42 protein-coding genes and 1 pseudogene are annotated in these 25,132 nt (G+C 44.6%); all 43 read right to left on the bottom strand.

What is annotated here, in order from left to right; translation table 11 throughout:
• Window positions 1-5,031 carry a tape measure protein gene (locus KY305_RS11245; RefSeq protein ID WP_223062587.1) on the bottom strand — a complete coding sequence of 1,677 codons (5,031 nt, stop codon included), beginning with the start codon at window positions 5,029-5,031 and terminating at the stop codon, window positions 1-3.
• Between the two features lie 171 nt (window positions 5,032-5,202).
• Window positions 5,203-5,466, bottom strand: coding sequence for a hypothetical protein (locus tag KY305_RS11240; protein WP_223062586.1), 264 nt, complete (start codon window positions 5,464-5,466; stop codon window positions 5,203-5,205).
• A gap of 95 nt (window positions 5,467-5,561) precedes the next feature.
• Window positions 5,562-5,960 carry a phage structural protein gene (locus KY305_RS11235; protein ID WP_223062585.1) on the bottom strand — a complete coding sequence of 133 codons (399 nt, stop codon included), beginning with the start codon at window positions 5,958-5,960 and terminating at the stop codon, window positions 5,562-5,564.
• 13 nt (window positions 5,961-5,973) lie between these two features.
• A complete protein-coding gene (locus KY305_RS11230; protein WP_223062584.1) occupies window positions 5,974-7,005 on the bottom strand; it encodes a DUF3383 family protein in 1,032 nt (343 codons plus the stop codon).
• A gap of 3 nt (window positions 7,006-7,008) precedes the next feature.
• Window positions 7,009-7,488 carry a phage neck terminator protein gene (locus KY305_RS11225; RefSeq protein ID WP_262417706.1) on the bottom strand — a complete coding sequence of 160 codons (480 nt, stop codon included), beginning with the start codon at window positions 7,486-7,488 and terminating at the stop codon, window positions 7,009-7,011.
• On the bottom strand, window positions 7,481-7,831 hold the full coding sequence (locus KY305_RS11220) for a hypothetical protein (RefSeq protein ID WP_223062583.1): 351 nt from the start codon (window positions 7,829-7,831) through the stop codon (window positions 7,481-7,483). The genes KY305_RS11225 and KY305_RS11220 overlap by 8 nt, the downstream gene beginning before the upstream one ends.
• Window positions 7,831-8,331, bottom strand: coding sequence for a hypothetical protein (locus KY305_RS11215; RefSeq protein ID WP_223062582.1), 501 nt, complete (start codon window positions 8,329-8,331; stop codon window positions 7,831-7,833). The genes KY305_RS11220 and KY305_RS11215 overlap by 1 nt, the downstream gene beginning before the upstream one ends.
• A gap of 1 nt (window position 8,332) precedes the next feature.
• The gene (locus KY305_RS11210; protein ID WP_262417705.1) at window positions 8,333-8,686 is read right to left on the bottom strand and encodes a phage head-tail connector protein; all 354 of its coding nucleotides are present in this window, start codon (window positions 8,684-8,686) and stop codon (window positions 8,333-8,335) included.
• Between the two features lie 2 nt (window positions 8,687-8,688).
• Entirely contained in the window at window positions 8,689-9,540 is an 852-nt protein-coding gene (locus tag KY305_RS20255) for a phage minor head protein (protein WP_223062581.1), read from the bottom strand.
• A 12-nt stretch (window positions 9,541-9,552) separates the two neighbouring features.
• The gene (locus KY305_RS11200) at window positions 9,553-9,735 is read right to left on the bottom strand and encodes a hypothetical protein (protein ID WP_223062580.1); all 183 of its coding nucleotides are present in this window, start codon (window positions 9,733-9,735) and stop codon (window positions 9,553-9,555) included.
• Window positions 9,736-9,747: 12 nt separating this feature from the next.
• Window positions 9,748-10,608: a phage major capsid protein gene (locus KY305_RS11195; protein WP_223062579.1), complete on the bottom strand. Its 861-nt coding sequence runs from the start codon at window positions 10,606-10,608 to the stop codon at window positions 9,748-9,750.
• A gap of 13 nt (window positions 10,609-10,621) precedes the next feature.
• Complete coding sequence (locus KY305_RS11190; RefSeq protein ID WP_223062578.1) at window positions 10,622-11,341, bottom strand: DUF4355 domain-containing protein; 720 nt, start codon at window positions 11,339-11,341, stop codon at window positions 10,622-10,624.
• A gap of 122 nt (window positions 11,342-11,463) precedes the next feature.
• A complete protein-coding gene (locus KY305_RS11185) occupies window positions 11,464-11,736 on the bottom strand; it encodes a DUF2829 domain-containing protein (protein ID WP_127010303.1) in 273 nt (90 codons plus the stop codon).
• A 48-nt stretch (window positions 11,737-11,784) separates the two neighbouring features.
• A complete protein-coding gene (locus KY305_RS11180; RefSeq protein ID WP_223062577.1) occupies window positions 11,785-11,991 on the bottom strand; it encodes a hypothetical protein in 207 nt (68 codons plus the stop codon).
• A gap of 1 nt (window position 11,992) precedes the next feature.
• Window positions 11,993-13,360, bottom strand: a complete 1,368-nt coding sequence (locus tag KY305_RS11175) for a phage portal protein (protein WP_223062576.1) — start codon at window positions 13,358-13,360, stop codon at window positions 11,993-11,995.
• A gap of 4 nt (window positions 13,361-13,364) precedes the next feature.
• Window positions 13,365-14,573, bottom strand: a complete 1,209-nt coding sequence (locus KY305_RS11170; protein WP_223062575.1) for a PBSX family phage terminase large subunit — start codon at window positions 14,571-14,573, stop codon at window positions 13,365-13,367.
• On the bottom strand, window positions 14,560-15,321 hold the full coding sequence (terS, locus tag KY305_RS11165; RefSeq protein ID WP_223062574.1) for a phage terminase small subunit: 762 nt from the start codon (window positions 15,319-15,321) through the stop codon (window positions 14,560-14,562). Before terS ends, KY305_RS11170 begins: the two co-directional genes overlap by 14 nt.
• A 159-nt stretch (window positions 15,322-15,480) precedes the next feature.
• Window positions 15,481-15,693 (bottom strand): hypothetical protein, encoded by a 213-nt coding sequence (locus tag KY305_RS11160; RefSeq protein WP_223062573.1) that lies wholly within the window; start codon window positions 15,691-15,693, stop codon window positions 15,481-15,483.
• A 171-nt stretch (window positions 15,694-15,864) separates the two neighbouring features.
• On the bottom strand, window positions 15,865-16,326 hold the full coding sequence (locus KY305_RS11155) for a helix-turn-helix domain-containing protein (protein WP_223062572.1): 462 nt from the start codon (window positions 16,324-16,326) through the stop codon (window positions 15,865-15,867).
• Window positions 16,326-16,532, bottom strand: coding sequence for a hypothetical protein (locus KY305_RS11150; protein ID WP_223062571.1), 207 nt, complete (start codon window positions 16,530-16,532; stop codon window positions 16,326-16,328). The genes KY305_RS11155 and KY305_RS11150 overlap by 1 nt, the downstream gene beginning before the upstream one ends.
• Before the next feature lie 14 nt (window positions 16,533-16,546).
• Window positions 16,547-16,675, bottom strand: a complete 129-nt coding sequence (locus KY305_RS20010; RefSeq protein ID WP_262417704.1) for a hypothetical protein — start codon at window positions 16,673-16,675, stop codon at window positions 16,547-16,549.
• Between the two features lie 200 nt (window positions 16,676-16,875).
• A complete protein-coding gene (locus KY305_RS11145) occupies window positions 16,876-17,166 on the bottom strand; it encodes an alpha/beta hydrolase family protein (RefSeq protein WP_223062570.1) in 291 nt (96 codons plus the stop codon).
• Window positions 17,167-17,200: 34 nt separating this feature from the next.
• Window positions 17,201-17,635 (bottom strand): hypothetical protein, encoded by a 435-nt coding sequence (locus KY305_RS11140; RefSeq protein WP_223062569.1) that lies wholly within the window; start codon window positions 17,633-17,635, stop codon window positions 17,201-17,203.
• A 29-nt stretch (window positions 17,636-17,664) separates the two neighbouring features.
• Window positions 17,665-17,850: pseudogene (locus KY305_RS11135) on the bottom strand (hypothetical protein); the annotation flags it as partial.
• A 4-nt stretch (window positions 17,851-17,854) separates the two neighbouring features.
• A complete protein-coding gene (locus KY305_RS11130; protein WP_223062615.1) occupies window positions 17,855-18,037 on the bottom strand; it encodes a hypothetical protein in 183 nt (60 codons plus the stop codon).
• A 104-nt stretch (window positions 18,038-18,141) separates the two neighbouring features.
• Window positions 18,142-18,282, bottom strand: a complete 141-nt coding sequence (locus KY305_RS11125) for a hypothetical protein (protein ID WP_223062568.1) — start codon at window positions 18,280-18,282, stop codon at window positions 18,142-18,144.
• Window positions 18,279-18,461, bottom strand: coding sequence for a hypothetical protein (locus KY305_RS11120; protein ID WP_223062567.1), 183 nt, complete (start codon window positions 18,459-18,461; stop codon window positions 18,279-18,281). Before KY305_RS11120 ends, KY305_RS11125 begins: the two co-directional genes overlap by 4 nt.
• Window positions 18,461-18,676: a hypothetical protein gene (locus KY305_RS11115; protein WP_223062566.1), complete on the bottom strand. Its 216-nt coding sequence runs from the start codon at window positions 18,674-18,676 to the stop codon at window positions 18,461-18,463. Before KY305_RS11115 ends, KY305_RS11120 begins: the two co-directional genes overlap by 1 nt.
• On the bottom strand, window positions 18,673-18,858 hold the full coding sequence (locus KY305_RS11110; protein ID WP_223062565.1) for a hypothetical protein: 186 nt from the start codon (window positions 18,856-18,858) through the stop codon (window positions 18,673-18,675). Before KY305_RS11110 ends, KY305_RS11115 begins: the two co-directional genes overlap by 4 nt.
• Window positions 18,859-18,872: 14 nt before the next feature.
• Window positions 18,873-19,109: a hypothetical protein gene (locus tag KY305_RS11105; RefSeq protein ID WP_223062614.1), complete on the bottom strand. Its 237-nt coding sequence runs from the start codon at window positions 19,107-19,109 to the stop codon at window positions 18,873-18,875.
• On the bottom strand, window positions 19,109-19,387 hold the full coding sequence (locus KY305_RS11100; protein ID WP_223062564.1) for a hypothetical protein: 279 nt from the start codon (window positions 19,385-19,387) through the stop codon (window positions 19,109-19,111). The genes KY305_RS11105 and KY305_RS11100 overlap by 1 nt, the downstream gene beginning before the upstream one ends.
• Window positions 19,388-19,485: 98 nt before the next feature.
• On the bottom strand, window positions 19,486-19,659 hold the full coding sequence (locus KY305_RS20005; RefSeq protein WP_262417703.1) for a hypothetical protein: 174 nt from the start codon (window positions 19,657-19,659) through the stop codon (window positions 19,486-19,488).
• Window positions 19,656-20,018: a hypothetical protein gene (locus KY305_RS11090; protein ID WP_223062563.1), complete on the bottom strand. Its 363-nt coding sequence runs from the start codon at window positions 20,016-20,018 to the stop codon at window positions 19,656-19,658. Before KY305_RS11090 ends, KY305_RS20005 begins: the two co-directional genes overlap by 4 nt.
• Window positions 20,018-20,629 (bottom strand): dUTP diphosphatase, encoded by a 612-nt coding sequence (locus KY305_RS11085; protein WP_223062562.1) that lies wholly within the window; start codon window positions 20,627-20,629, stop codon window positions 20,018-20,020. Before KY305_RS11085 ends, KY305_RS11090 begins: the two co-directional genes overlap by 1 nt.
• Complete coding sequence (locus tag KY305_RS11080) at window positions 20,626-20,844, bottom strand: hypothetical protein (protein WP_223062561.1); 219 nt, start codon at window positions 20,842-20,844, stop codon at window positions 20,626-20,628. Before KY305_RS11080 ends, KY305_RS11085 begins: the two co-directional genes overlap by 4 nt.
• A 109-nt stretch (window positions 20,845-20,953) precedes the next feature.
• Window positions 20,954-21,367 (bottom strand): hypothetical protein, encoded by a 414-nt coding sequence (locus KY305_RS11075; RefSeq protein ID WP_223062560.1) that lies wholly within the window; start codon window positions 21,365-21,367, stop codon window positions 20,954-20,956.
• Window positions 21,346-22,188 (bottom strand): DNA adenine methylase, encoded by an 843-nt coding sequence (locus tag KY305_RS11070; RefSeq protein ID WP_223062559.1) that lies wholly within the window; start codon window positions 22,186-22,188, stop codon window positions 21,346-21,348. Before KY305_RS11070 ends, KY305_RS11075 begins: the two co-directional genes overlap by 22 nt.
• Window positions 22,189-22,201: 13 nt before the next feature.
• Window positions 22,202-23,578, bottom strand: a complete 1,377-nt coding sequence (locus tag KY305_RS11065) for a DNA cytosine methyltransferase (RefSeq protein WP_223062558.1) — start codon at window positions 23,576-23,578, stop codon at window positions 22,202-22,204.
• Window positions 23,575-23,838 (bottom strand): YrzE family protein, encoded by a 264-nt coding sequence (locus KY305_RS11060; protein WP_223062557.1) that lies wholly within the window; start codon window positions 23,836-23,838, stop codon window positions 23,575-23,577. Before KY305_RS11060 ends, KY305_RS11065 begins: the two co-directional genes overlap by 4 nt.
• Window positions 23,835-24,212: a YopX family protein gene (locus tag KY305_RS11055; RefSeq protein ID WP_223062556.1), complete on the bottom strand. Its 378-nt coding sequence runs from the start codon at window positions 24,210-24,212 to the stop codon at window positions 23,835-23,837. The genes KY305_RS11060 and KY305_RS11055 overlap by 4 nt, the downstream gene beginning before the upstream one ends.
• Window positions 24,209-24,637, bottom strand: coding sequence for a hypothetical protein (locus KY305_RS20000; protein ID WP_262417701.1), 429 nt, complete (start codon window positions 24,635-24,637; stop codon window positions 24,209-24,211). The genes KY305_RS11055 and KY305_RS20000 overlap by 4 nt, the downstream gene beginning before the upstream one ends.
• A gap of 32 nt (window positions 24,638-24,669) precedes the next feature.
• Window positions 24,670-24,873 carry an XtrA/YqaO family protein gene (locus KY305_RS11045; RefSeq protein WP_223062555.1) on the bottom strand — a complete coding sequence of 68 codons (204 nt, stop codon included), beginning with the start codon at window positions 24,871-24,873 and terminating at the stop codon, window positions 24,670-24,672.
• Window positions 24,874-24,954: 81 nt separating this feature from the next.
• Window positions 24,955-25,107, bottom strand: a complete 153-nt coding sequence (locus KY305_RS11040; protein ID WP_223062554.1) for a hypothetical protein — start codon at window positions 25,105-25,107, stop codon at window positions 24,955-24,957.
• Between the last annotated feature and the right edge of the window lie 25 nt (window positions 25,108-25,132).

Raw genomic sequence — 25,132 nt, 5'->3', positions numbered from 1 at the left:
TCAATAATCTCCTTCCGGGGAATACATGTCCATTATGCTGGCGTATGACTCCTCTATCACTTCTTTAATTGCACGCTTTATGTTGCCCTCTGTGTTTTCTCCCTCTTTGCTGTTAACCTGAACGTAGATGGTAGGGTTAAACTGGACAGAGCTGCCTGATCCAGTTGAAGTCGTGGCGGCCGTTCCCGGAGTGTATCCTGTTTCGACGCCGAGATCATGGCCGACTCGCGCCCATAGACCGAGATTTCTTTCGCGGTATCTCGGATCAGTTGTAATAGTGGTTTCATCATAGCCGCGCTCATTTAATACCGCCATTTTAGCCCCGCCGGCTCCCGGTGACGTTCCACCTTTGGCATAGCCGACATACGGGCCACCATGTGCCATAGATTTAAGACCTGGGTGCTTTAGGATGCCGCCGTATCTGCTGTTCAGATAATTAATTGAAGCCAGTATCTGATCCACTGGATTCTTAATGTTTCCATGTCCCGGCTCCTTATGAGCATTGAATGTACTCGGTATGAACTGCATGAGCCCTTGTGATGGATGGCCGGCTTTCGCATTTGAATCCCAGTTATTTACCACATTAGGATTTCCACCGGATTCTTTCATAGCGATTGTTTCAAGAGCCCCCGCGAACTGCGGTCCTAATCCTTTAATAGACAAAGCTTGAGCAACCCATTTTTTCACGGCCTTGCTCCCACCGCCGGAGAAACTTTCCGCATAGCTTGCCATTTTGCCTTTAACAAAGCCTACAGCCTTATCCTTGATAAAAGTAAAAGCCCCTTTTGCCATATCGCCGAATGAACCCGGCATCGAAGGAGCTGAAACCCCCATTTTTTCCAAGACCTTCGTCAATAGTTTTGATGGATGCCCAATATAATCAAAAACATCTAAAGCGACGTCTTTCACCTTACCAACAGCCGCTTTGGCCCCATCCCATGCTTTTGTCAAGAAATTTCCACCTGTACCCTTGGCATATGCAGGCATCATGGACAATGCAGCTCTTGTCTGTTTTGCAGACAGTACTTCCGTGCCTTTCGGCAGGTTCATCATGGTATCAGTTGCTGGGCTCAAACCCATATGTCCAGATGGTGTCCGGAACAATTCAGACCCCGCATTGGAGCCTTTACCATCTCCAAGAATAGCAGGTCCGCCTGGATGAGCTCCGGTGCCGTGTGCATATTTCGGCATTTTGAAATTCGCTGGCTTCCACTCAGGGATCTTGGAAACGCCTATCTTATCTAGAACCCAGTTTACCCCACCGATAACACCATTTACAGCTTTAGCCATTGCATCTTTCATTGAATTACCAAGCGAAATAATCCCACTCAACGCATGCTTTGACATATTCTTAATTCCATCACCGATTTTACCCGGCAAAGCTTTTGCAGCATCAACAATGTCATTGAATTTATTCGTTACGTTTTCCCATAACCGATGCGCCAGCTCAGATACTTTATTCTTGATGTACGTCCATCTATCCACGATCGCATTTTTCACACTTGTTACTGTGGTTACAACCGAATTGAATACCTTACACAAAAATCTAATAACAACTGAAATGGCATTGATTACGGTTGTGATGACACTTAGCACCAGCGGGAAAACAATTTGAATGACAGCCAATATCAACCTGATGGCCGGAATCAATATATATGTGATGACGATCATGACGCCTTTTAATAATGCCGTGACAATCGGGATAACTGCTTGTATGACTGTCAGGATAATCGGGAACACAGCTTGAACCACCGTCAAAATGAGAGGGAGGACCGCGCTTGCCAACTGCAAAACGATTTGAATTACACTTGTAAATAGTGTTACAGCGATCGGGAGAACGGCCCTGATTACTGCTAATATAATCGGGAATACCGCTTGAATCACCGATAAAAGCATTGGCAACACTGTATTGACAATTTGCAAGATCACAGGCATTAATGCAGTGATTAACTGAAGCACTATCGGTAACACCGCTTGTATAATTTGCAAAACTGCTGGAAATACCATCTGGACTACTTGTAGTAGAATCGGAAGCACAGCCTGTATAATTTGCATAATGACCGGAATAATTGCACTGATGAGAGATGGTAGCAAACCAAAAACAGCCTGAACAACTTGCAGGATCACTGGCATTATTTGCATGAATGCTTGTGCTAATATCGGTAACACCGAGGTAATAACAGTCATCGCACCAGATAAAAGCGTCGATTGCAAATTCACCCAAACGGAAATCAATTGACCGATGATAGGAAGGATCTGTGGAATAAGTTGAGCGAATGATCCGGTCACTTGTTGCAAAATCGGCTGGATCGTTTGCGCAAGCTCGCCAAAGGCAGAACCCAGTTCAGAAAAAGCAGGCTGAAGCGTCGCCAAACTTTCACTCATTACTTGGGCTGTCTTCTGAAATTCTGGTCCCAATTGATCTGCAAATTCCTTGAATGTATCTTTAAATACTTCAAAAATCGGCTGAAGTGCTGTTAAAACGGAACTGATGACACTTGAAATAGCTGTCCATGCAGTGACAAGAGCATTCTTAACTGTTTCATTAGTTTGGGACAATCTGTAAATGTAGCCTATTAAGCTGACAAAGGCAGAGATAAGAATACCTATTGGACCAGTAACTCCCGCTATCGAAAGCCCAATCCCTGTCATTAGTGGTGCGATAAGTGAAATGACACCACCAACGCTACTTAAACCCGTTTTAAATTGGGTAAGGAATCCAGAGACAAGGGGGCCGACACTTGCCTGTAATCCCTTTCCGAATTCACTGGCAGCGTTCTTCCCTATTTCAAAGAATGCCCCTATTCCATTACCAATCTTAGAAAAGGCTGAACCAATCGTTTTAAGAGAACTTGCAAAACCTGAATTAAATGCCCCGGCTGCTTCTTGTCCTTTCTTGCTGAAATAGGATTTTAATATATTGCCTGCTGCCCCTAACGCTTTGATGACATTGTCCCATGCGCTAACCAATCCAGATAAAGCTGAATTGAATACAGGAGCCAAACTATTCCACGCGGCTTGGATTCCTTTAACAACTGATACAGTCGCTTTTCCAATGCTCGAAAAAACCTTATTTACTCCGTTTCTGAATGCTTCAGATTTCTTGTAAGCTGTATAAAACGCCGCTCCCAGCCCAATGATCAGTGAAGCAATTAAAACGAATGGATTAGCTAACATTGTGATATTTAAAGCCCTCATTGCTGCTGTGTTCGCCAAGAGCATTCCACGAACCCCACCGCCGCTTACAATCATGGCAAGATGGGCCGCTCTCTGCGCCTTTGATAAAGCGATGGATATAGCTCTTACCGTGTTACTGACTTTTTCGGCAGCGACAACAGCCATTGTGACAGTTTTATAAGCAATAAAAGCCGATACTATCCCGGATACCACCGGAGCAAAGCCCTTCCAAGCTGTAATTGTTTTTACGACCGGACCAACAACAGTTTTAAATGCAGTACCTACACCTGATATAGCACCTATCAAAGCTTTTCCAAACAAGCTACCAACAGGTTCAAATGCAGAATAAATAGAAGCCGCAGCCGGAACAAGATCGTTTTTAACTGTATCAGAAATATCAGCAAAGGCATTTTTTATTGGCAGCGCCGCTGGCTTTAATGTATTGGCTACTCCGAATATCACGTCAGGAAGCTTACTAAACTGCGTTCCGAACCATCCCATAAAATTCTGTAAAGGGATTTTTAAAGGCGTCATCAGTTTTGCCATTGTGGAACTGATGGATGATTTCATGCTATCCAAAGAGCCCACCCATGTATCTTTCGCCTTTTCCATAATTCCGGCCATCGCTGCCGTTTTTCCGGCTACTCCGTCAGTCCCTTTCTGCATTCCTTTAACAAGGCCGTCAATTGCCTCGGTGCTGTCCATGGTGCCTTTAGAAATAGCATTCTTCATGTCCATTGCACTGACGCCCGCTTGGTTTGCTAAAATCTTCAAAGCTGGAATACCAGCATCAGTCAGGCGGTTTATTTCTTCCATTGACACAGTTCCGGCGACTTGCATTGCTCCAATGGCATCACCGATTTGCCTGAAACCTTCTGCACCTTTTCCGGATGCCGCAGCAGCGTCACCGATTGCTTTCATGGTAGGGATGACTTTCTTTTCATCCTGACCAAAAGCAATCAAGTTTCGGCCGATTTCCGCCAAGTCAGGAAACGCGAAAGGAGTTGTTTTGGCAAACGATAATAGTTTATCAAGAAAGCCCTGAGCCTTCTTTGCATCACCCATTAAAACAGATAAGGAGGTTTTCGCTTGCTCTATAGCCGATAAACGATTCATACCTGTTCCGGCTAACGCTCCGGCGGATAAAAGACCCAGAGCTCCGGCATAACCTTTGACAACGCTTGTCGCTTCCCTGAAGGGGGTAACGATTCCCTTAGCTACACTTGCAGAAACACCGCTCGCCATTGAACTGGCGTTTATAGGCACTGTTCTGATGGCGCTATTCATATTACCAACAGCCCTTGCCGTAGAACTGTTCATGCTCTGCATTCCACTTGTGACGGTACGGTCGGCATTGCTAAAGTTCCGCGAAAATCCCTGCACGTTGCTAGTCATTCGGTTAAAATTTCGCGTTGTTTGGTTTCCAAGCGTACTGAAGCTGCGTGCAGTAGTGTCCGACCCCCTACTGGTATCAGCCAGCCTATTTCTCATGACATCCATCTGGCTGTTTGTCACTCGCATTGTTCTGTTTACTGTGCTTGCGCCGCGGTTCATTTGCGTCAACCGAGTTGTGGTCTGATTGATATTCCGATTCATTGATTGAGAATTCCCATTAACATCACGCAGGCCCCGCGATAGTGTTTCAACATTTCCGGTTACGAGACGAAGCGAACGGTTTGCCCCTTTCATAGTCCTCGTTGTTTGCTGAAAGTTTCTTTGCATGGTTTGGACGGGGCGCGCTGCTTGTCTGACGTTATTTAATACCCGGTCTACCTGCTGGTTCATTTGTTGCAAAGGTTTGGAATTCATGATCAAATTCAGTTCAACAGCAGTTGTACGCAAAGCTTGACCCAATTTTATTTACCTCCTTTCTTCTTTTCTTGTTCTTTCTTTAAATCCAATGCTGCATTGGCTTCCAGCAGCACGTCCCAATCCATATCAAAAGCTTCAGAAATTGAGGCGACCCCTTCCAGCACTAATCGCCAGATGGGCCACCTTTCCCTTGCTTTTTGTTTGTAAAAAGGGTTACTTTTCTTCGCCGTTAAGAAACAAGGCAGCTTCTTGCATCACCTCTTGAATTCCCTCGTTTTCTTCGAAAAACTCCCAGTTTACTTTTGGTTCAACAATCACGTGTTCCATGTATAATTCATACATTTTTGTGATGCTTGGAACGCCGTTTGATTTGATTGTCTCGTCTTGAATTTCAATTGATTTTTTTACCCCCGGATGTTGCAGTGTGTATTCTACGCCTTTTACTGTTACTTTCTTTTGAGTACCGAATTTAGCCATTGGTTTTCTCTCCTTTAGTGGTTTGTTTAGATTTAAAAAAGCAGCCTTTTCAGACTGCTTCTGTGCGTTCGATTTTCTTTTGTTTACGGTAGCCATTATGCTACCGTGTAATCAAATACCTGAATCTCAAATTCCCGATCGCCGACCTCGTCAGAGAATTCAGCATCAGCATTCTTTTTGACTGCTGCACTTGTTCCCCCGATCTTTTCTTTGACCGATCCCGCAGAGTTAACCCAGATCGGAAATTGTTTCCCGGTGTTTGCGTATTTATTGAGCATTGCAACAAACGGGGAACCCTGCGAAAGAGTCAAGGTAACAGTGCCTAGTTTATTATTTGTGATCGCCATGCTGGCCTCACCTTTTGCGCTCATTTTGGTTTGGAAATTTTCTTCATCCTTTGAGCAAGACACCATAGTTCCCTCTGAGAAACCCGTAACAATCTTCCCATCGACAGTGACGGAAACATCCATAGGGTTGTATGTGTATGTTGGCATTTATAAAACCTCCTTAGAGAATGATCTCCCCTGTGATATTCGCTTCATGAACGGCTTGAGCCAATTCGAAACTAAATGATAAACCGTCATACAATCGTTTGTTTCTGTTCTCGTCTGAGATTTCAGAGCGATTTTTTGTTTTGACGGTGTAAATCGGCTGGCCGTCCTCATCACCCGCAATGATACCGTTTGTAAATGCTGTAAGGAGAACGTTTGTCACCTGAGACTCAAGCAGTGAAAAACCTTCGTTAGAAAACGGGATCTTTCCAGAGTTAGACAAGGCCGTCTGGATAGATGTTTCAATGTTCAATTTGACCCAGTCTTTTCCGTGCAGAACGTCAATGTATTCACCGGACGCCGTAATCCCTTCGCTCGTCTGGTTTATTCCAGCTTTTGTGACGTAAACAATCGCACCAGATTTGTGAAAATTGGCAATTTGATCCGCTTTGTAATCCTGCGGAGTGATGCTCACAAGCGTTTTAAACTTCCATGTAACTGATCCGACCGTACGAGAAGAAACGGCGCCGACAAGAGCCGCGTCAGGCTCTTCGTCCGTCAGAGGGTGGTAAAAAACTATAGTCCGGTCTTTGCCTTTGTATGAGGTAATCTCCGCTTCATCAGTAACCTTGAGAACTAGGAATTTATACGCTTTTTCCTCAAAGAATTTCGAAGCTTCCAGTCGGTCGTCAGCATTTGCCGCAGCCAATAAAACAAAGTGAAAGTCCTTATCAAAATATTCTTCTAGTGCATTACGCACTGAAAATGTTGTTACTGGCTTATCCTTTCCATCCCCCGATGTCTCTTTACCAAAAGAAGCGACGGCAATTTTATGCGGGGCGTAATCCCCTTGTGCATAAATCGCGGCCGCTTTCTTATATGTGGAAGAGCTCTCCGGGTAATTCTGTTTTAACGCTTCAAGCGAGCCGTATTCACGATAAACACTGTCAGCTGACGTGTTCTTGACTAAAATTAACGGAACACCCAAGCCGATAAGCGTTGACGGTTTGACGAGATCAATCGTCACTTTAACATCTGACAATGGCATTTTTTAACCTCCTATTGATTCATTCTTGATTTGTATTCCTTCGAAATATTCGTTGTCTTCTTCACCGTGGATTACACGCATTCTAAGACGCATATCAAACCCATGACGGCGTTCTGTCTCAATCGTGATAAATGTATCCCGATTGCCGAAACCGTCTGTTCTGATGAACGCCAGCCCGTTATCATGAAGCACCTGCTTAGCCTTAACTGATTTGAAATAGGTTGCCGTTTGCTGGGCAAGGGAAACGACTTCCAGATGACTGTTTGAACACCAAGTCAAAGAGAACACTAAATCAACATCCTCTGTAATTGCTCCCCCTTCATAAACGCCCCTATGCTGCGATAGATAGGGAGAAGTCACCGTGTAGGTGCAGAATGGGTAAGCTGGCTGTTTCCCGGTCCCGTCGGCTTCAATAACGATATGACCTGTCTTCTCTTTAATCATCCCAATTACAATGCGGACAATTCTTTCATAATCAAGCAAGACCGTTCACCGCCTTCAAAATATAGCTGTCAAAATCGGCGTAATCGCTGTAAGGTATCTTTGATTCGACATCATAAGTGACGCCATCATATTCAATCCTTGATTTTAATGGGATGTTTTTATTTATATAGAGCTGTCGATCATACGACGTGAGCCGGCCGCCAGACTGATAGATCAATTGAGTTGGCAGGGGAATAAGCGCGCCGGATTCAACTGAAATTGCTGACTCACCGCTCACCCATCTACCTAAATCATCATAATGACCTTCGTCAGCGGGCGTTGTTAAAGTGAATAGCACAGCATATTCAGTGATCAAGTCCTGAAAATAGAATTGTCTCCCCATCACTCTACCTCGTAATCTATCGAACCGATCATAGAGCCGGTATCCACTAAAGGATTAGATGACCCTTTTTGCTGGACAGTAAAAGGGTTGTTCGCGGGCTTTCTCAAGTCCCGAGCATATTTCTGCATTTTCCCCTTAGCTTCAAGTCCGATGGCAGCAAGAATAGCCTTTGGGCTGATACCCTTTTCGACAGCTTGAAGCAGATACTTGTCAAGCTTTTTAATGATTTCTGCTTCGTTTTCATCCCAACCTGACCGAATAAATGCGCGTTCAGGAATTACAATGTGTTGCGTGTCCTTCTTCAAATGCAGGCCCTGAGAATGAAGATAGGCCCGCATTTTAGGTGTGACATTAATCTTCACACCAAATTCATGAACAGCTGCTATCATGGCCGCCTCACTGTTGCCAAGCACGCCGATTTGCACTTTTCTTTTCTTATTTCCAAGAGCTTTTACAACCTTTGGGATACGGTTCTTATCCTTGATTCTGAGATTCGCCAATTCAGCACCTTCTTCTCTTTTTCAATTCAAGAACTTTAAGTTTTTTGTATGGCCGCCAAAGTCTGTATACCGCCTGATACTTTTCATCCTCGCTAGCGAAGGATTTACTCATACCACCAATTGAATGAGCTGTGACTCCTGGTTGTCCTGTCCGATCAATCTTAATCATTAGAGCAATGCCCTTTTTGATAGGTGAAGGTAAAAATAGTTCTCCCTCTTTATTCGTAAAAGGGTTATTACAGTAATCAACTGCATGCTCTATGGCATCATCAAGTTCAATCTGCAAACACGCGTCTTGTGTTTCATCATCAACAGGTATACCTAAACGGGTTTTTAATTCTGATAACTCCATCATAATCACCTCAGTCCTACTACTTCATATGTCACAAAGCAACGGCAATTTATATCATTCGAAGCGCTTCCGGACTGTCCCGGAGCCTGTGCCGTTACACCGTTTCCGAGATCAAAACGCTCATTTACCGGGCGCCGCTGCCCCTGCAAGCTTCGGTGATTGGCTCGCTTACTGTGCCTCACTCGCTCGTCACCAACGTTATTCCAGACCTTTTCCATTACAACGCCCTGAGCCGCTGCATCAACAGCACTGGTATGGGTTGCCTTTTCCCTTACCCGATGAGCTTCGGTACGGGCGATAGTGACTGAACGGGAAAACGAGCTTTCGAAAGCTGCGTTCACCTTCTTGGCTATCCCGACGTAACGCTCACCCTCAATAAAACCGCGTTCAATGGCTTCGTTAATCTCTTTGACTATGAGTTTTCGGTGACGCTCAAGTGACTCCTCAAGCCGCAAGCCGTAAACAGCGTTTTTCCGCGTCTCTTCTACCAGTTGCGGCAAAGAAGGCGTTGAATCTTTCAGTTTGTCGTCAATCGCATTATTAACGGTCGCAGCCATCCACTCATACGAAAAATCATAGGTGTCTTCCAGCAAACGTATGATTTCTTTGCGGCCCTTTTTATCCAACTGGTTAGCGAGGGCCATTATTTGCTCTCGCAACTTTTCAAGATCACCAAACTGGTTAATGTCGGCATATGTCAGTTCTTCCCCTTGATCAAGCCGGGTGTATATGTCGCTGATCTCGGATAAAAAGTCTTTTGCAAATTGCCTGTACAATTTCCTGAGCTTCCGAACGGTTATTGTTTCCTTTTGAGTTAACGGCTTCAAAAGCTCATTTACATATAAATCTTTATCCACCGCTCACCCTCCCTATTTATCCGTTTTCACATTAGAACCGCCCTCATCATCGGCGGGCTCTTTGTCTTTTTTCTTTTTCTCTGTTTTCTTGATTGGTGAAGTCACTTCCTCGAATTTCTCGCCTTTCAGCAGCTTCTTGGCATGATCCTCAGTCACGTACCAAACAACATCAGTTTCAATATTTTTAATCCACATAAGAACAGCTCCCTACTTCGGACGGGATGCGCTCAATACAGCCAGCGCTTCCGGTCTAGTAACTTTTGCACCGTAAAGGTGAAGCCCTTTGACTGCATCAGCAAAACGTTTTTCAGGGCGATACGCCTCGACTTGAGTCGCTTGGTCAGCATAAGACCACGCACTGCTGTGACCAGCAATAATCTTATGGTTTTCCGTTCCGCCTTCCGGAGTAGAGACAGGCGTATTATTTGACTTCAATACTGTAAATCCAGCAGCTTGTCCGACTACACCATTAAGCAATCGCTCTTCCGAAGACATATTACCCGCTTTTACAAAGCGATCATCTTTCAGTAATAGCCCCTCATACCATGGCGGCAGAACAACCCAGCGCCCTTGCTCTGTAACGTCTGATTCATCAAGTTTTACTGACAAATCCACAAGATATTCATAAGCATCGTTCTTTGTTGGTGAAACAACCTTTGTATCATCACCAATAGTGTTAGCAGCTTCAACATAATGGGAAGCAATAAATGAATCAGCAGTATTTTTAAGTGCATATGCCGCCTCCTGCATAGCTGCGTCCATTAGTTTTGGATTCTGTTGAATTTTATCAACGTCATCAATTTGAAAGTTAAAATATTTCATTTGATCAATAAGTAGTTTACGGCTGTTAGAATCAAGTGTTTCCGGACTTTTCATATCTTTGTTTTTAGTGTAGTCTCCTACACTGACACGGCCGATATTATTGATTGTTACTGAATCGCCAGCGCTACTGATTTCCCCTTCGTAATCCCGGTTAATTACACCCAGTTGTCCGTATACTAATGTTCTTTGCAGATTATACAGAAGCCTCGCGCTCCATAACGATGGAATAAAGTTGTCAAGTGCCATATTGTTTTTCCTCCTATTGTCCTTTTAAGACTTCTTGGATTTGATCCCAATTCTGATTGATTTCAGCTTCAGACATATTTTTAATTGCTTCTTTAGTAATTGGCGCTGCTCCTCCTGATGGTGGAGGCGTACTACCGCCCTGTTTGAATTTTTCATCAATGATTGACTGACGGTAGGTTTTCAAGGCTTCGGAAAGAACATTGAGATTTTGCGCCGTTGAATCCTCGTCCTGACCGATGAAGAAATCAACCAATTTCGTTGGTAAGCTTTGTTCGGATGCAATCGAAAGAGCTGTGCTTCTCAATGCCGCCCGCGTTTTCTCATGCTCAAGGTTCTGAAATTTTTCTTGCAGCTCACGTAATTGCTTTTGTTCCTCTGTTTCAGGCGGGAACCTCTTTGCGATCTCTTCTTCAAGTTTCTTCGGCAGCGTGTTTTTCTCATATGTCTTGATTGCCTCAGTCACCCTTGCGTCGGACGTTGATTGAAGTAGTTTCTTGCCTTCTTCATTTGATTCTAAGAAAGCTTGAACTGCATCCAGCGTGAGTTCTCCGCCGCTTGGCTGTGGTGCTGGGTCATTACCAACTCCGCCTGCCACTGGCTGGCTTCCCGGTGTTGGATCGGCAGCGCCCCCAGATTCGGAAAAATGCTGAAGGTTAATACGCAGTGGCAGCCTTTCTTTTTTCATGAAATTCATTGACGGACTGACTGACTTACCCGTGTTTAATCGTTTCATTTCTGTGTGTCCTCCTTGCCCTTATCAGTTGCCGAAGCCCCTAACAAGTTCAAAAGTATTTCGGTTGCTCTTTAACGCCTACAACGCGAAAAAAAGGCATAAAAAAAGCCGCGTTAGCGACTTTACTTAATGATCTCCCAATCCTCTGCAAGAATGTCAGAAACACTAGGAACCCACATAGCATGGTCACCTTGTGCGGTTTTTAACTGAAGATATGGACGGACTTTAAATAAATCCCCCTCATTCATCCCCCATGCTTCAGCCGTTTGCTTGTTACAAGGAATACCTTCTGGATAACCCTTTTGATAAACAGCAAACATCCCTTTACCATTCCAACCCGAACGAAACGCTTTTTCACCTTGCTTCATCAAATCCAAAGCTTGACCAAATTTCATATTGTCCCTCCTAAAATAAAAAAAGCCCCTCATGAATGAGTTGCGCGTTTACTTGCCTTGTGTATATATCTTGGGGAAAATCGCTGGTTCTCCTTTTGTTGAAGCCTTTTTCGTATGAGATTCTTCCCTCTTGAAAAGAGTCGCTTTAAGTTCAGCATACACCTCTTCAAATTCAGTGAGCTGGTGATTTGCAGTAATTCCGAGCATCGTCAATAATCCATTGATTCTAAATTCTTCATCCAGATCTTGTTTCACTCTACTGCACCTCCTGTTCTTCATCATCTAATGAATAAGCTGACACTGCGTTCTCCATCTTCTCAATCTCAAAACGGACATCATCAATAAATGATAAAAGAGCAAGCCGCGTTTCTTCGCTCACCAGTCCTTTGAGCTGAGCAGATGCCTGTGCCTCTTCAAGAATATTAGCAGGTAGATTCCTTTTAAACTGGAACCACACGTCTAAATAGTCATCTTTGTAAACTCTTTCCTTTTCGGCCCATGCCGAACAGAGAATCTTGTATTGATAACGGAATGCCGCTGTCATTTTCCGTTCCATCGTAATGGCCTTATGCTCAAGTGCCATAAGTTTATACCTGAGCGCCACGCCAGTTGCTGAATTTCCAAATTTATCATCAGAGAAATTTACTGTTTTAGCAAAACGCAAAATATTCTCTTCCAGCCTGTCCAAATGGTTTTCAATCATAGTGTCGTTTATTTCTTTGGTTAGAAACTTTGCGTCATCGTCTTTGTCGAAGAATTGCATGATACCGGATTCTTTCAGCTTTCCCTCAGTATCCTCGTCAATTCCAACTCCCCGAATTATGAGATACGCCAGCCGAAGTTGTTCTATTTCGTTTGATGCATCGGAAAGCGTACGATCGTAAGCATCAATTAACGAGAGCACTTTTTCTGCATCCCCTTTTAGCTCTTTGTTATTCGGAACACCGAACAACGGGCAGCCATTAAAAAGATGCGGCCGCTCTTCAATAAATTTATACTTCTCTTTATCTAAGGATTTAAACGAATAGATATACTTTGAATCATAAAAATCAGCCCGATACACCTTTACCTTCTTTTCGTCTGACCACTCAAAAACCTGATAGTACCGTAAAGCGAAAGTGGGCTCGGTTATATCATCTACTGCAAGAAAAATACATTCCCACGGATCAATGTTGCGGAGCCGCTCATTTCCTTCTTCATCAATGTAAAGAAGGCGACTGCCATATCCGCAAATAGTCGACGCTTTTCCCAATTCAGAGTCAGCGTCATCAATGGTATTGCGGATATTAAAAGTATTAATCATACCTTTTAATTTCTCATTATCCGTCTCATAAGCAATAGGATGACCAAACATGTATCCTGTTTTTGTGTCAACAATCTCAGCATCGAATGCATTGTTTAGGCGATTATTGACCTTGTTGTCCACACGTTTAAAGAATTCGTTTTCTGAGCTTCCATAGTCAATCGGGTTCCGAACAAGAATAGGCACGCCAGACGCTTCGGCTTTATACCGATCATACAACTTCAGCATTTTCTCCCTGACTGGCGCATGATCTTTTATCAGCATCTTTATAATGTTCCCGCTAATTCCACTTTGTTTGATAAGACCGATATATTCGTTCAAGTGATCACCTCTTTTCTTTTCGTCTCATTGGTTTGTTGTGTGTATACAAGGCATATCGAACCGCGTCTAGCACGTCGTCCCATTCCTTAACTGGTTCGCCAGTCTTTTGATTCCAGACGTACATAAATATTTCTTTCTTGAAGCGCTCCACCTTGTCCATCACGATGAATAATTTGTTTCGTTTGAACAGCCGCGCCACTTCTTCAATGCCGGACACCACTGCTTTATCAGCATTGATAGCCCGGATTCCTTCCCGACGGAAACGGACAATATGTTCCGGCCGCGCTGTATCACAGTAAAAATTGATATTGCCGTACCGCTCTTTCACGCCTTTCGCCACCTTCACCCAGTAGTCAATCTCTTCATGCTGCTTGGCATGTTCTTCGTGCAAATAAAAACACCCTTGGTCATCTTGTCCGATTACGACAATAGACCCCGGGTGTTCATATCCCCAGTCAACACCAGCAAAGTATTTTGTGAAGTTGACCTTTTTTTCTTCTAATTCCTCGGAGCTGATATAGTGAATTTCCTTATTGAAGTCCTTATATATGACTCCCTCAGGCGCCACCCAATAACCGTGTATATCCCGATCCGTAAACATGCCGCTGGGCGTCGATGCCACGATACTCTCCACATACTCAGGATCAAGGAAATTATTATCGAACAGCGAGAAATGGAATGACCGGATGTTCACCCTACCACTTTTCAATGTCTGTCCGTCCTTGTCGATATAATCCGTTTTGACGGTGTGCATCGGGTTTTCAGGGTTGGTATCCATCATAACCATTGCACCTTTATAGGAGCACCGGGAAATAACTTCTTTCACGAATGAATCATGTAGGGCCGTTGCCTCATTAAGAAATGCGCCAGCTGAGGTAAACCCCCGGGCCTTCTTCCATGAATCAGCATTGGCGCCGTCAAAGCAATAAACGCGGTTTCCGAATATCTCAACGGCATTCGACTTGTCGAGCCTCAACTCTTTTCCGAGAATCATCTCTAAATCGTTCAAGACGTTTCGTTTTATGGCCGCCTGAGTTGCCCCGCCAATAATAAAAGAAAGCCCCATGTTTTGATACTTGCTAACATGAGCAAGAAACGTTAAAAGAAGCACGAATGTTTTTCCTGCCCTCTTCGCTCCGCTGCACACTAAAATTTTAGGCTGCTCTTTTATAAAGCTGTCCCAAACTTCCCTTTGCTTTTTATTCAGTTCCATTGTCATTCACCAATCTCTGCAACATTGTGGCGATCTCGTTTTCTTTGGTGTTTCCGTCGCCGCCATCAATAGTTTTCTTCGTCTTCTCAATATTCAAGCGCATTTGCTCCAATTTAAGGCGCCGTTCATCTTGCTCATGCGCCAGTTGGTCAAACTGCTTAATCAGACTCCGGAGCTCACCCATTGCCCGAGATTGAGCGTTCAGGAATGTTGCGTGACGATCCCATGCGAATTGTATTTCGAACTCTTCTTCAGTGGCAGTTTTTTCAAAATATTCGTTGCCCTCTTCGTCCTCTTCTGGAAGATAAGTGTATTTCGCCTTTTTAAGCTCTTTTGCAAGGTCGTCTTTATTCTGTACAAACATAATGCGTTGCGCCCAGATAATGGCCGCATATTGTATTTGAATCTGATCCCATATCATATCAGCAGGGGAACGCTCCTGAATCTCTTCCATGATTTCAAGCGTTTCTTCCGGCAGATACTTTGAGAAGAATCCATGCGAAACCGCGTTTCGATTTCTCTCCGGGGCGCCGCCGTTGTTTCCCAATGCATTTTTATTGCCGGGTGGGGCGCCTGCCTTTTTTGTGTGCACCCTTTTTTCAGTGGGTGCACCCTTTTTTCGTTCCCATCCATGCCGCTGCTTCCACGATTTAATGGTGTTCACTGACACCCCGTACTTCTCGGCAAGGTCCTTGTATTTCATGCCTTTGGCGTAATCCTTATACGCCTGAATGTGCTTTTCAGCCATCTACATCCACCGCCGCCTCCTTTTGAATTGAGTTGTTTTGGAAAAAGATATTCCCTCTAAACCGCCACCGTGCTCAAGCCGTTAACCGCCAATTGTCTATCCTGAGACTTACCGGAAGCAGTTTACAGGGAACAAAAAAAGCACCCCGAAGGATGCTTCTTATAAAGATATATTTAGTTTTTCTGGTTCCTTTTCGCCTACTGGCGTAACAGTTAATACATTTGAGAAATTAACAAGTTTCCCGCCGATTCTTACCCATTGAGAACCCTTAGCTAATCTAACGAGCAAATCACTGGCAGTGTCATTTGGTAGTTCTTCCACTTCACCATTCACAAAATGAATTAAGTATTTTTCGGGTGCGTATGCTGTCATAGTCGTATCACCTCCCCACCTTATTATCGGTGAAAGAGTATGACAATGGAACAATTTGCGAAATTTGTCGAATGAAAGACCTACACACAATAAGGGCATAGAACTTTATGATCACTATATGAAATTGGTGGGGACGCAGAAATATTTCGCCTCCCCGTCCTGCCTTCCAGTTTACACTGCTGATTTTATCTGATTCAACAATTGCAAAAGCTGACACGTTTTGCACATTTGGCACAAATGGCACACAATATCATTTTTAATGCGTCTGACTGTTTCGCGGGAAACGCCAAGATGCAGCGCGATTTCACGAAACTTCATCCCTTCTAACATGCAATCAAAGACAATCCGTTTTTTTTCGTCCTCTATTTCTTCAGTAGAGCGCTCAAGAAAATCAACGATTGTTTCATATTTCCGGAGCCGCTTTTCCCGACGATCCATCTGACGTAATTCCGCCTGGCTTATTCCGGCTGATCCTCTCGGCATTCCTGCTTCGTCGCCGTAAGTAGCCACAAGCTTCTGCCCGGCAAACTCCACTTTGTTGAGAATGCGGCTTAATCGACTGATCTCCCGCAGCATAAAATTATAATCACGAATCCATTCTTCGATTTCCCACGCCATCATTTGATCAGACATTATAAACTCCCCTTTTGTTCGCAAATGGAATATTTCTCGTTCCAGCCGTTCTTTTTTTGTTCTGTCAGATATTCGGTTTTAGATACTTCCTGAATTGTCAGGCTGCACTTTTCCATCAAAAAACTTTTCATATCCTCAAATAAATCTTCTTTTCCGCACAAAAGATTTATGATTTTTCCATTTTGATAAGCGAATCCATACTTCACACCAAACACTCCCTTTATTTGCGCCTTAAAGCGCCGCCCTTGCCTCTTTTCAGAGTTTGCATATTTTGTCCCATCATCCGTTGCCAAAAGCGATCCGATCGCTCAGAAACGTTTTTATCTGGCTCCTTTTTCTTCTGCTTCATGTTATCCCTCCTGAGAACAAAAAAACGGACACCAACCAGAGCGCAGAAAAATTCTGTGCAATGATCAGTGTCCGCAGGCTTTCCGTCTTGGACGTATTTATTTTTAAGCTCCTTGGCTGCGTAATGCCAGCAGGCTCTTTTTTAACTCTTCATATGCTTATATTTTACCATAATCTAGGTTCAATAGGGTTACCAAACCATTAAAGGCCGGCTTTCTCTTTATATTGCTCCCAAAAGCCGTTCACTTCATCCAAGTAACTTGCGGCCTCGGGGCTTTTATTTTCAGCCTCTTCCCGAATTGCGTCAAAAGCCTCTTCAAATTCATCGGCGGGCGTCTTTAAAATCTCATATTGGTTAGTAGCGAGGGCAGTCGCAAGCTCTACTTGATCAAGGCTGTTTAACAGGGCCCATTCTCCCTCCCATTTTCCTAAGCTAACACTTTTCCGTAGGCTCTCAAAAGCCGCAGCCTGTTCTTTTGTTAATTGTAGCATTGTATTTTCCTCCGATTCTTCTTTGAATTTAGTCTTACTTTACAATGAATTTTGCTGATTCAAATGTTCCGATGTAGTTACGCTTGCCGGAATCAGAATAGCAGTCCAGCTGGATGACATAGGTTCCTTTCCCGGTCTTATTCCGGATCGTTTTCACGTTGAATGATTTCAGAGGCGTTGCTGTTTTGAAGCTGCCCCGTTGCACCAGTTTTGTGTCAGTCAGCCCGCCGCCGCTGCGCTTCTTGTATACGCCGGCCGTATAATAAAGTGTGCTTGAGCCTTTTTTCTCGGCTTTCCAGTCCACCGTTGAGGCGCCGGCCGTGTAAGTCGCTGCATCCGTAAATACCCGGGCACTGTACCCGGATTCATTTTGCCAGCCGGACCATGCGGCGGAAGCAGACGGCGCAACGGCCACAGCTCCAATAAATAATATTGCCGATAGAATGATTGATTTGAATAGCTTTTTCATGATTCTCCCCCCCAGTTAATATCCCCTATTTCCTCAATGTATTTTTTTAGTTCGGTTGCAGCTTTGAATTCCAATTCGGTTAAGCATAATGCGCAAAGTGTAATTGTTGTGGAATTGTCGTTGTCATCAGTGAACGACACCGATCTTACCGCTTTACTGTCCGGGTGCATCGTGCATGTTTTCTTCATAGGCACAGGCCGTGTAAATTCAATCATTCCATCACCCCCAGAAATAATTCACGGCACTCACAATGCCATACACGACCCAAGAGAGGGCGAAAAACAGAATTCGCCAGTTTTGCCCCCGGATCATTTTGTTTTGTTCTTCAACCGTCCGCGCTAAATCTTCATTACGCGTTTCCAGTTCGAAGCATCTTTCTTGCAGTTCTTCGTTTTCCGTCATTGCTCCGCGCCCCCTCAATAATTTCTCCACCAAACTATAACTCCCCAAAACAGGAACAGGAAGAATATGACTCCGATTATTCCATCATTCATTCCGCGCCCTCCTTATCCCTCTATAACTATTTGTCCCTCCGTGTAACCTGCCCTGACTTTGAACCACTCTTGAAATTCTTCTCCAAGCGATATGAAAACTTTATCATCCGGATCAAATTCACGTAATATCTCAATCAATTCACAATTTTTCATTCCGCGCCCTCCTTCATCGCCTCTTCCAGTAAACTTAAATCGTCAGAATCTATCGCAAGAGTTTGATCTCCACAAAAAGGGCAATAAATTTCGGACGTGCTGGCAGGCCTTTCTAAGAATGTCCATTCCTCGCAGTCGTCGCAATAGTATCGGATTAATGTTCCATTCACTTTCGGCATTATGCGCCCTCCCAATGTCCATGTTTTCTCATAATGTCCGTTACCTCGTTGATATAGGGTTCATCCCGGTTGATAACGGCATAATCATTAACCGCTTTCCCTTCGGCTTCTCTGCCTATCCTCACTTTTTCAATTAACGTCCGGAATACAGCTCGTTCACCCCAATTCAAATGATCTTTGATGTCATCCGCTTTCAAAACGACAAATTTACTCACTCCGCGCCCTCCTTCACAGGCATAAACAGATCAACCATAAACAAGTTAGGGTTATAGGCTCCGCCTGCTTCCGCAAATTGATACACCTCTATCATGAATCCCAGATTATACGCCTCTTGTATTCTTTCACACACTTCTTCTACACTTGCGGCTCTGACTGACGTCACAGGTTTTTTATTCATTCTCCGCCCCCTCCTTAATCGTCCGATCCTTCATTTAGCGCATGTTCATCACTAGATTCAAGGAATTCTAAAAAGTATTGCCATTGATTTGAACCATTCTCTATGCAATCAATTAACTGATCTTGTACATAATCGCTATCTATGTTGTTTGATTCCATCCAGTCGCGTATTTCATCGCCGAATGCTATTGCTTGTTTGTAGTAATGCCCGCCGTAGATTATGGCTTTTTTTATATTGTCAGGTACTTGCATCACTCCGCGCCCTCCTTAATCACATATCCCTTTAAAAGCGCCATATTCAAGTCATCAGCGGACATGCTGTTTAATGGTTCGAATATGCCTTCCCACGGATCGGTTTTCCCATTCTTCACTCTCCAATGTTCAAAAACAAAAAGCCTATATAGTCGATCTCCACGTTTCAAAAGACCCTGATCTTCATAGCATTTTATACCTTCCTCAATCGCCCGCGCCTGTTCCCGTGTGACTTCAACCTTATCGCTTGTTTTGATTGTGATTTTTGTCTTTGTCATAGGAGCGAACCGTCCCATATGAGAACTTCAATGTCCGGATTGTTGAAAGTTCCTGAAATATAGGTGTAAGACATAAGCTCCCCATCTTCACCCTTCGTTTATGAATACATAATGAGCGCATAGTCTCGTTCCACTTCTCGGATTTCTTCGTCTTGAAAATTATCGTAATCGTCCGTGTCGGCGACGTTCTCAATGTAAATTTTCTCGGCTTCGGCCTTGTCTTCCGCTTTGAGAAGCGCGTAATATGGGTTATTGATTTCATAGAATTTCATTGTTCTTCCCCCTTCAATAATTGAGCTGATTTAAGAATCTCTTCAAAATGTGCCATTGCATGATCCCAACCTCCGTAATGGCGGGGATGATATAGCCTCTTGATGTCTTCCCTCGTAGCCCTCATTTCATTGAATCCTTTGATGACTTCTTTGATATTTTGATTGTCGTCCAACGTTTGGATAGCCGCTTCCAAATAGACTGCATGATCAAGAGTTTCTTCAAGTGCATGCTGCAACCATCCGCGCAGATCGTAGGCATTAACTTGGACGGGCTGGCCGTACTTGGCAAGCCCCTTTTCCTGTTGTGTGTTTAGTTTGCTGATGACAGCTGAAATGATCGGGTTGTCTGTGTGGTTCATCAATACCCCTCCTGCTGCCGCTGATGATTGACGGCGTTTTTGTCCATGTAAGCCGCTTCGATCTGTTCAATAGTAAATCCGAGCCGCTTGCCAAGAGTAAAAAAGTTAATAAACAAATTGATATAGTTTTGACGTGTAAAAGCAACAGTAGAAATAAGAGAAGAAAACAACCACTTAGGGTTTAAAATGCCTCGAATATTCAAATATTTAGAAAGAATAATATTTATTGTTTCGCTGTCGTTATAATCCAGACGATTCCCAATGCTCAAGATAAAATGCAGGCAGTCCACGTATTCCTCAAGCAACGGATAAGAGTCTATAACTTTTCCAGATCCATGACATACCGGGCAGGTAACTCTTGGCGTTGCTAATAATCGAACATTCTTATCGCCTGAACCATAACAATCAACACAATTTACTTTTTTAGTGAGATTCGGCTGCTGATTATTACTCCAATGCTTAAAGCCGCGCCATTCATTCGCACACTCGGCAAGCTCCACCTGTAGAGCAAGAATGAGGTTCGGCAGCAAGTCCTGCCCCTCAAGCCGCTTTTCTTTGATGATCCGATCATCAAGCACCTTTTGCATTTCAAACATTTTTTGTAGATTCATTGCGCATCCTCCTGAATATCTTTTTTGATCACTTTTAAAGCGAATGAAGCCATGTCTTTCACGTCTACTTTCTGCAAACAATTTCTATTTTCTGTATCGCACACTGGTATTTTTATGGCTATGTTGGATTGTTCATAGATTTTATACGCGCCAGTTTGTCTATTGCATACTGCACATGGCTTTTTTTCTGATGATAAGATGCTCCCTATTTTCACGCTATTTCCTCCTCAACGCCCATGCTGCAGCCGCATTTCGGGCAGCGTGCATCTGGGCGGATTTCTAAATCAAGTTTCTTATAATCGCAGTCCGGGCAGTGGTATTCGATCATTTACTATCCGCCCATTCATCAAAGCTGTAGGGGTAATCAACACTTTCAATGAAACCGATCTCCTTCGCCTTCTGACGGATTTTCATACATCCTTCATAGCTGTAAGCCCATATTTCTTTATAATCCCTCAGCTCGCCAGATTTCCCTGTTATGATGAACTTTCTAAAGCTGTTGACCAGTTGCCACATGTTGCCTCCATGCGAAAAACCGTTTGGACTACCGTATCCCATTTCATATGGGTAAACGTCATCCCCTGTGTAATCATCAACGAAGAACAGTTTTTTCTTAAATCTGAAATACGCTATGCGATCCTTTGACTTGCGGTAGAATGTACGATGATCAATGCTTGCGATAAGCTTGACCACGTCGTTTATGTCGTTCATTCGTTTCAATTGCTCTGTTGTTGGCATAGGGTTCCCTCCTGATCAAATAAGCTGAGTTGAGTGATTTTATAGTTAAACAGCAATAATTCTTCAGCTCCGCGGCTTTTTCCGGATCCGCCGACAACCTGTTTGTATGCGGAAAAGGTTTCTGACTCCCAGTTCGGGTAGATCTCGAGTATCAAAGGATCATCGTAATAAGAAAGAACCACTTTCCCTTTAATCTGATTAAGCAGCCGGGCCAGTTCCCGGTGATCCTCTTCGGTAAAGCCGCCAGCATAAAACCGCTCACGGCCAACATATGGCGGATCCACATAAAACAGAGTATCCGGGCTATCGTATTTCTCGATGATGTTGCGAAAATCCTTACATTCGATCATGACGCCCTTCATGCGGTTGGCGAAAGACTCGAAGGCAGCGCAGGCGCTTATGTATCCCCCAGCAGGGTTCTGCCCACTTTGTGTGCTATGCCTCCATCCTGTCTGCGGTACTTCCTCCGCGTTCCCCTTACTAATGCCGGAGCGATTCATATAAAACCACCTGACAGCCCGGTCAAAATCATCTTGCGGGTAATCCTCAGTTTTCCATTTTTCATAGAGCGCCCGGCTGTACGGAATGGATTCGCAAGCTTTCTGCATGGCCTCCGGATCCTTCCTGACTTGCATCAAGAAATTTACTACATGGCCGTCAATGTCGTTATACACTTCATGACCTATTTGCGGCTTGTTTGCTATGACATGAGCCGCGCCGCCGAAAGGCTCGACGTACACCTTGTGGGCGGGCATTTTATTTATGATGTGATCAGCGTAGCGTCCTTTGCCGCCGAACCAGATTAACGGTGAGCGTGCCACAGTGGTTTCCCTCCTAATTTGCCTTTAATCTTGTAAATTTGGTCATATGTTCACTTACGCAGAATTCAGGAAGGTTTGCCCTGACAAGCTGCTCGGCGAAGGGCGGCGGAACTGCGTTGCCGCATCGCTCAATCTGTTTCTTTTTCGAATACGCTACGCCGTTTATATCCCTATCAATCACGTAATTAGTCGGGAATCCCTGCGCCGCAAATAGTTCATGAGGCTGAAGCATCCGCATTCCGATGTCAGCAATCTGATAGTTTTCGCCTTTAATCGTGACCAGGCCGAATCTGTCTTTTGTGGTGACTGTATGCAGAGGGTCACTGAGAGCCTGCCCCGTATCTGAACCGTAATATTTCGTCAGGAAAGCCCTGACTTCGCCAACGTGCATGCCGCCCGCCGTTATTGTAGGCATTGGATTCGTCACTGTTTGGCCGTCTCTGCATGTGCCGCGGAGCTTGATCAAGTGACTTGTGGCAATGGCGAACTTATTGCCGCCTGCTGTTATGGTGCCGAGTGGCTTTTTCAAATCGAGCACCCGCCGGCCTTCTGGGTCACCGTATCCCATTTGAATGAGTGAATTACCGCGTTCCCCTATAACAAAAGGTTTTTGACTGTCAATGACAAACCGCTGGATGCCACGGGCAATGCGGCGCATTGTATTTTCAGATAAAGGCTTTTTTCTGGTGAATATAGACGGTGTTTCCAGTGACCAATCCATAATCTCGGAGGCAGTCCGCCACGGTTTAAGCTTCCCGGATTTCACTGCTGCGCTTTTGGGGTCACCGTGTGTCGGCTCGGGCCATAAAATCGGCCTCCCATCCCGCCGAGCGATTAAGAACAGCCTTTTTCGTATCGTCGGGGCGCCGTAGTCGCACGCTTTCAGCTCTTTCCATTCCACTTTATATCCGTGTCTGTTTAACGCTCTGACAAAAGAACGGAACGTATACCCCTTTTTGTCCGGGTCCGGCCTTCCGTCTTTCCCAAGAGGCCCCCACGTCTGAAATTCCTCCACGTTTTCAAGAATGATCACCCGCGGGCTTACCGTTGCCGCCCACCTGACCGCTACCCATGCAAGCCCCCGGATGCTCTTCTCAACGGGTTTGCCGCCCTTGGCCTTTGAAAAATGCTTGCAGTCCGGCGAGAACCAGGCTAAACCAATCGGCCGCCCCTTGGCTGCTTCCCTCGGGTCTACTTCCCAAACAGACTCACAATAATGTTCTGTATCCGGGTGGTTTACCTGATGCATGGCGATGGCCGCCGGGTCATGGTTAATCGCAATGTCTACTGATAGCCCGGTAGCCAGTTCAATTCCGGTACTGGCCCCGCCTCCGCCTGCGAAGTTATCGACAATGATTTCTCTGAATAGTCCCAGTTGCTGCTTGATCATCCCGTCATCCCCAACATTCCCGGTAGCACAGAGATAGCGAAGAAGATGAGCGCCACGCATGCCCCGACCAGCCAAGTATTTGTTTTATCCCGTTTAGCGATAATGGTATCGCCGATCATTTTTAGATCGTCAGACCGAGCGACCAGCGTCGGGATGTAATCCGGGTGAACCTTCAAAAGCTCGGCCGCCTGCTCGACGGTCATTGCTTCGTCCTTTGTGGCCTTCACGTTCCGTTGCAGTTCTACTTGTAATGGCATCATTCTGCTGCACCGCCTAACAATTCGGGATTTTGATATACGTTGCCGCCGATCTCGCATTCTTCCCAAGCTATACAATCGTCAAAATAAGCATGATTATCGGGGAATTTAAGACCAAACCGGCCATCTTTAAAGACAACAATCATTGGTTCATCGTCTGTCAAATCAACATCGCCTTCATAAATCTCCTTGCTGTTTTTGTCCTTCGTGCCGGCAAATAAATCGCGGCTGATCAGCTCGTAACCGAACTCTTCACAAAAGACAGGAGACAGTTCGCGCGCCGGGCGTTCTTCAAGTTGACTGATAGAGTACGTTTTCAATTCGACATTACCTGTTTCCTTATGCCGGAATGCATACCGGATTTTGATGTTATTCATTCCGCAGCCCCCTCCAATGCTTTTCTGGCCGTTTGCCCTCTGTCTACTTCCATGAATGAAGGGTTAAAATCGCCATATTTCTTTTCCATTTCAACCGTGTTCCACTCTGATAAACGCAATGTCCTTCTGTAGCTATTCTCATCTGCGTATATTTTTAGGGTTTCTCTATAACGCTTGTTCTCCGCCTGCAACCGCTGTATATCTTCCTGAGTCTGCCGGAATTGATTGACCGCAATGTCCTGCTGGCGCTGGTGTTCCTCTATAGTTGACTGTTGCTTTTTCATGAAGCCGATCATTATGTCTTTGACATAACTCTGCTCGATGATGTAGCAAGGCCCTGCATTTATATCGAGTGGCTTCAATTCCTCTTCTGAAGCTAAATGCCACAATGACAAGTCACTTATAATTTCCTGTAATTTATCCATGCCCGTTCCTCCCCCGCAGGGGAAAGCCCCTGCTATTTGAATTTATGGCCGATCTCGTAATCGCAACGAGCAAGGCCGCCTTTTATTGTTTGAATGATTGTTTTACCGTGTTCCGGGGCGTCCAGTAAATGAGCTGTCCCTTCAGTGCCATCTAAAACGATGATGCGGACTTTCCCCGGCTCAATGCTCTGCTGAATAGTTGATTCATAATTTTTAATTTCATGTGGCTTGTTCACTCTGGCCGCCCCCTGTGCTATGATAGAAGTACCAGTTCATATCAAAGCTCCGGGGCTACGGCTTCGGTGCTTTTTTACGTTTTACGACGGCAGCCTCACTGTCACGCCAGCTGACGGTTTTAATTCCTCTCGGTAAATGATCGGATGCTTTTCGACGTAGGCAGCCAACTGCTCCGGCGTCATCTTCCATTCGTTAACTGGTCCTGGCTTGTATGGATCGATTTTTTCTTGCATAGCGATAACCTCCTGAATTGATTTT

Origin of the sequence: Bacillus sp. YC2, assembly GCF_019891195.1 — a bacterium.
In the GTDB taxonomy this organism is placed as follows: Bacteria; Bacillota; Bacilli; order Bacillales; family Bacillaceae; genus Bacillus.
This window is presented reverse-complemented; position numbering and strand designations above follow the sequence as displayed.

Coding starts and splice junctions, on each gene's coding strand:
- KY305_RS11240 (WP_223062586.1), bottom strand. CDS start 5,466: ATGGCTAAATTCGGTACTCAAAAGAAAGTAACAGTAAAAGGCGTAGAA.
- KY305_RS11235 (WP_223062585.1), bottom strand. CDS start 5,960: ATGCCAACATACACATACAACCCTATGGATGTTTCCGTCACTGTCGAT.
- KY305_RS11230 (WP_223062584.1), bottom strand. CDS start 7,005: ATGCCATTGTCAGATGTTAAAGTGACGATTGATCTCGTCAAACCGTCA.
- KY305_RS11220 (WP_223062583.1), bottom strand. CDS start 7,831: ATGGGGAGACAATTCTATTTTCAGGACTTGATCACTGAATATGCTGTG.
- KY305_RS11210 (WP_262417705.1), bottom strand. CDS start 8,686: ATGATGGAGTTATCAGAATTAAAAACCCGTTTAGGTATACCTGTTGAT.
- KY305_RS11200 (WP_223062580.1), bottom strand. CDS start 9,735: ATGTGGATTAAAAATATTGAAACTGATGTTGTTTGGTACGTGACTGAG.
- KY305_RS11195 (WP_223062579.1), bottom strand. CDS start 10,608: ATGGCACTTGACAACTTTATTCCATCGTTATGGAGCGCGAGGCTTCTG.
- KY305_RS11190 (WP_223062578.1), bottom strand. CDS start 11,341: ATGAAACGATTAAACACGGGTAAGTCAGTCAGTCCGTCAATGAATTTC.
- KY305_RS11185 (WP_127010303.1), bottom strand. CDS start 11,736: ATGAAATTTGGTCAAGCTTTGGATTTGATGAAGCAAGGTGAAAAAGCG.
- KY305_RS11170 (WP_223062575.1), bottom strand. CDS start 14,573: ATGGAACTGAATAAAAAGCAAAGGGAAGTTTGGGACAGCTTTATAAAA.
- terS (WP_223062574.1), bottom strand. CDS start 15,321: ATGGCTGAAAAGCACATTCAGGCGTATAAGGATTACGCCAAAGGCATG.
- KY305_RS11160 (WP_223062573.1), bottom strand. CDS start 15,693: ATGACAGCATACGCACCCGAAAAATACTTAATTCATTTTGTGAATGGT.
- KY305_RS11155 (WP_223062572.1), bottom strand. CDS start 16,326: ATGTCTGATCAAATGATGGCGTGGGAAATCGAAGAATGGATTCGTGAT.
- KY305_RS20010 (WP_262417704.1), bottom strand. CDS start 16,675: ATGAAGCAGAAGAAAAAGGAGCCAGATAAAAACGTTTCTGAGCGATCG.
- KY305_RS11145 (WP_223062570.1), bottom strand. CDS start 17,166: ATGCTACAATTAACAAAAGAACAGGCTGCGGCTTTTGAGAGCCTACGG.
- KY305_RS11140 (WP_223062569.1), bottom strand. CDS start 17,635: ATGAAAAAGCTATTCAAATCAATCATTCTATCGGCAATATTATTTATT.
- KY305_RS11130 (WP_223062615.1), bottom strand. CDS start 18,037: ATGACGGAAAACGAAGAACTGCAAGAAAGATGCTTCGAACTGGAAACG.
- KY305_RS11125 (WP_223062568.1), bottom strand. CDS start 18,282: ATGAAAAATTGTGAATTGATTGAGATATTACGTGAATTTGATCCGGAT.
- KY305_RS11120 (WP_223062567.1), bottom strand. CDS start 18,461: ATGCCGAAAGTGAATGGAACATTAATCCGATACTATTGCGACGACTGC.
- KY305_RS11110 (WP_223062565.1), bottom strand. CDS start 18,858: ATGAATAAAAAACCTGTGACGTCAGTCAGAGCCGCAAGTGTAGAAGAA.
- KY305_RS11105 (WP_223062614.1), bottom strand. CDS start 19,109: ATGCAAGTACCTGACAATATAAAAAAAGCCATAATCTACGGCGGGCAT.
- KY305_RS11100 (WP_223062564.1), bottom strand. CDS start 19,387: ATGACAAAGACAAAAATCACAATCAAAACAAGCGATAAGGTTGAAGTC.
- KY305_RS20005 (WP_262417703.1), bottom strand. CDS start 19,659: ATGAAATTCTATGAAATCAATAACCCATATTACGCGCTTCTCAAAGCG.
- KY305_RS11090 (WP_223062563.1), bottom strand. CDS start 20,018: ATGAACCACACAGACAACCCGATCATTTCAGCTGTCATCAGCAAACTA.
- KY305_RS11085 (WP_223062562.1), bottom strand. CDS start 20,629: ATGAATCTACAAAAAATGTTTGAAATGCAAAAGGTGCTTGATGATCGG.
- KY305_RS11075 (WP_223062560.1), bottom strand. CDS start 21,367: ATGCCAACAACAGAGCAATTGAAACGAATGAACGACATAAACGACGTG.
- KY305_RS11065 (WP_223062558.1), bottom strand. CDS start 23,578: ATGATCAAGCAGCAACTGGGACTATTCAGAGAAATCATTGTCGATAAC.
- KY305_RS11060 (WP_223062557.1), bottom strand. CDS start 23,838: ATGATGCCATTACAAGTAGAACTGCAACGGAACGTGAAGGCCACAAAG.
- KY305_RS11055 (WP_223062556.1), bottom strand. CDS start 24,212: ATGAATAACATCAAAATCCGGTATGCATTCCGGCATAAGGAAACAGGT.
- KY305_RS20000 (WP_262417701.1), bottom strand. CDS start 24,637: ATGGATAAATTACAGGAAATTATAAGTGACTTGTCATTGTGGCATTTA.
- KY305_RS11040 (WP_223062554.1), bottom strand. CDS start 25,107: ATGCAAGAAAAAATCGATCCATACAAGCCAGGACCAGTTAACGAATGG.